Here is a 2,491-nt window from a genome sequence, read left to right as displayed (position 1 = left end):
GGAGCGGAGTCGACCGTCGACTCCTCCGTCGCTTCCGAGGCGACCGACGCGGGAATCGCGCTCGCGGACAGCGTGGGGGCGTCCGGCACGGCCGTGATCGCCCGCCAGCCCGAGGTGTGGGGCTACGCGAACTCCCTCGACATCCCCGCGGACGAGACGAGGGTCATCGCCGTGATGCCGGACCGTCATCTTTTCGACCCGGAGGTCGAGAACTCGTTCACGGCGAACGGACAGAACCGACCGAACCCGATCGCGGTGGTCTCGGTGGACGAGCTCGACGAGGCCCTCGGCGTCACGGTGAGTTCCGCACAGCGCGCCGCCTACCGAGACGGCGCCGCGATCGTCACCGACCCGCAGTACGTCACCGACGGCACGATCGACGTCGGCGCCTGGAGCGCCCGGGATGTCTACGACGGGAAGGCACCCGACAACATCTGGACCGCTTGGGGAGACGCACCGCCACGCAGCGAGCCGCTCTGGGAGCGGAAGGTCGACGCCATCGCACTCGAACTCCCCCACCAGGCCGTCGCCGTGGCCATCTCCCCCGAGACAGCGGCGGAGTTCGACATGGCGACGCGTCCCACCCTGGTGATCGCCGCATTCGACGCCCCCGTGCCGGTGGAGGTGCGCGACCGCGTGCAGGAGAACGCCGATGCGCTGGGCACAGCCGACTGGATCCTCTCCCCGTACTTCGAGAACGGCCCGCCCGACGACTCGCTGTGGATCGTGCCGATCCTGAGCGCCGTGGGTGTCCTCGTCCTCGGCGCGAGCGGGGTGGCCCTGAGCCTGGCGCGGTTCGAGCGCCGCCCCGACGACGCCACGCTCTCCGCGATCGGCGGCACGAACGGGCTCCGTCGCCGGGTCGGCCTCTGGCAGGGACTCATCATCGCCGGGTTCGGTACTCTCGCGGGTGCGGTGGCCGGGGTGCTCCCCCCGATCGGGTTCGCGATCCAGTCGCGAGGCGTTCTTCTGATCCCCGACATCCCCTGGGGCGTGCTCGCCCTGCTTGCGGTCGCCCTGCCTCTCGCGATCGCCGCGGTCAGCTGGCTCATCCCCCCACGGCGCGCAGAGCTCACGCGACGTACGGCGATCGCCTGACGTGCCCTGAGCGAACAGCGCCTGCCCGGAGCGGATGCTCAGCCACCGCCGGTACGCGAGAAACTAGGATCGACCTATGGCTGGAATTTGGGGCAGACGCAAACGCGAACAGGAAGAACTCGCCGCACAGGACGCCGATCTCGCACGTCGCGCCGAGCAGGCGCTGGTCGGCGCCGACGAGCGGATTCGCACGACGTCGGACGAGCTCTCCTTCGCCGAGGCCGAGCTGGGTGAATCGCTGACCGCCGACCTGCGCACGGCTCTCACCGCGGTGCGCACCCATCTGCGCGAGGCATTCCAGCTCCACCAGCTGAACCATGACGAGATCCCCGACACGGCCGAGGAGCTGCGCACGCGGAATGCGCGCATCCTGCAGCTCTGCGACTGGGCTCAGGACCTTCTCGACGAGAAGACCTCCGTCCTCGCCGAATCCGTCGCCAAGGTTCGCCGAGCACCCGAGATCATCGCGCAGGTGCGGGCGGATGCCGCCGCGCTCAGCACCCGCATCCCCCAGACCAACGAGGCCGTCGCACGCCTCTCGGCTCGCTACGCCGATTCCGCGATGCACCAGATCACCGCCAGCGCCGCCGAGGCCGAGCAGCTCATCCGCTTCGCCACCCACAGCGCCGACATCTCCGAACGCCGTCGTGCAGCCAAACAGAACGAAGAGGCGAATGTCGCCCTCGAGACAGCGACCGAGGCCACCCGGCGCGCATCCGCGCTTCTGGATGCGGTCGAGGACTTCGAGATCGAGGCACTCCGAGCAGAATCCACCCTCGCCGAAGTCGTCGCCGACTCGCGCGGCGACCTCATCGCGGCACGCAACGCCCCGTCGGTGCCGGCCGTCGCCGAAGCGGTGGCCGCGCTCCAAGCCGCCCTCGCCGCTCTCACACCGGCCGGTCAGCCCAATGACCCGTTCGCCGAGCTGTCCCAGTTGCGCGACGCCAACTCCGCGCTGGACGAGGCGATCGCCAAGGCCCGGCACCGCGCCGAGAATCCACTCCCCAGCCTCGCCCAGGTGCAGCATGCGATCGACGACGCCGACCGTCAGCTCGGCGTCGCGCGCGGCCTCATCGCCGGCCACCGCGGCTGGATCGGTGCCGACGCCCGCACGCGCCTGGCCGAGGCCGAGCGCCTCCGCGTCGATGTCTCCGATCTCCTGCCAGCGGAGGACACGCGCGAAGCCGCCCTGGTGCAGGCCCGTCGGGTCGCGCATCTCGCTTCCGAGGCTCTCCAGCTCGCCCAGCGCGACATCGATTCCTCGCGTCCGCGCGATCAGGACTGGGGCGGCGGTGGCGGCTGGGGCGGCGGGCCGCGGCGCGGTGGTGGCGGCGGCGACCTCGCATCCGGCATCCTCGGCGGACTCGTGATCGGCAGCCTCCTGGACGGCATC

General features: G+C 70.9%; 2 protein-coding genes. Both read left to right on the top strand.

The genetic code is table 11. The features are described from left to right. The coding region (locus tag ACNPM4_RS16230) for an ABC transporter permease family protein (protein WP_473965305.1) at positions 1 to 1,098 on the top strand (1,098 nt) is incomplete at its 5' end. A gap of 76 nt (positions 1,099 to 1,174) precedes the next feature. Next, the coding region (locus ACNPM4_RS16225) for a coiled-coil domain-containing protein (RefSeq protein ID WP_448986369.1) at positions 1,175 to 2,491 on the top strand (1,317 nt) is incomplete at its 3' end.

This window comes from Microbacterium umsixpiens (assembly GCF_053543675.1).
The sequence above is the reverse complement of the archived record's forward strand: the minus strand, read 5'-3'. Positions and strand labels throughout refer to the sequence as shown.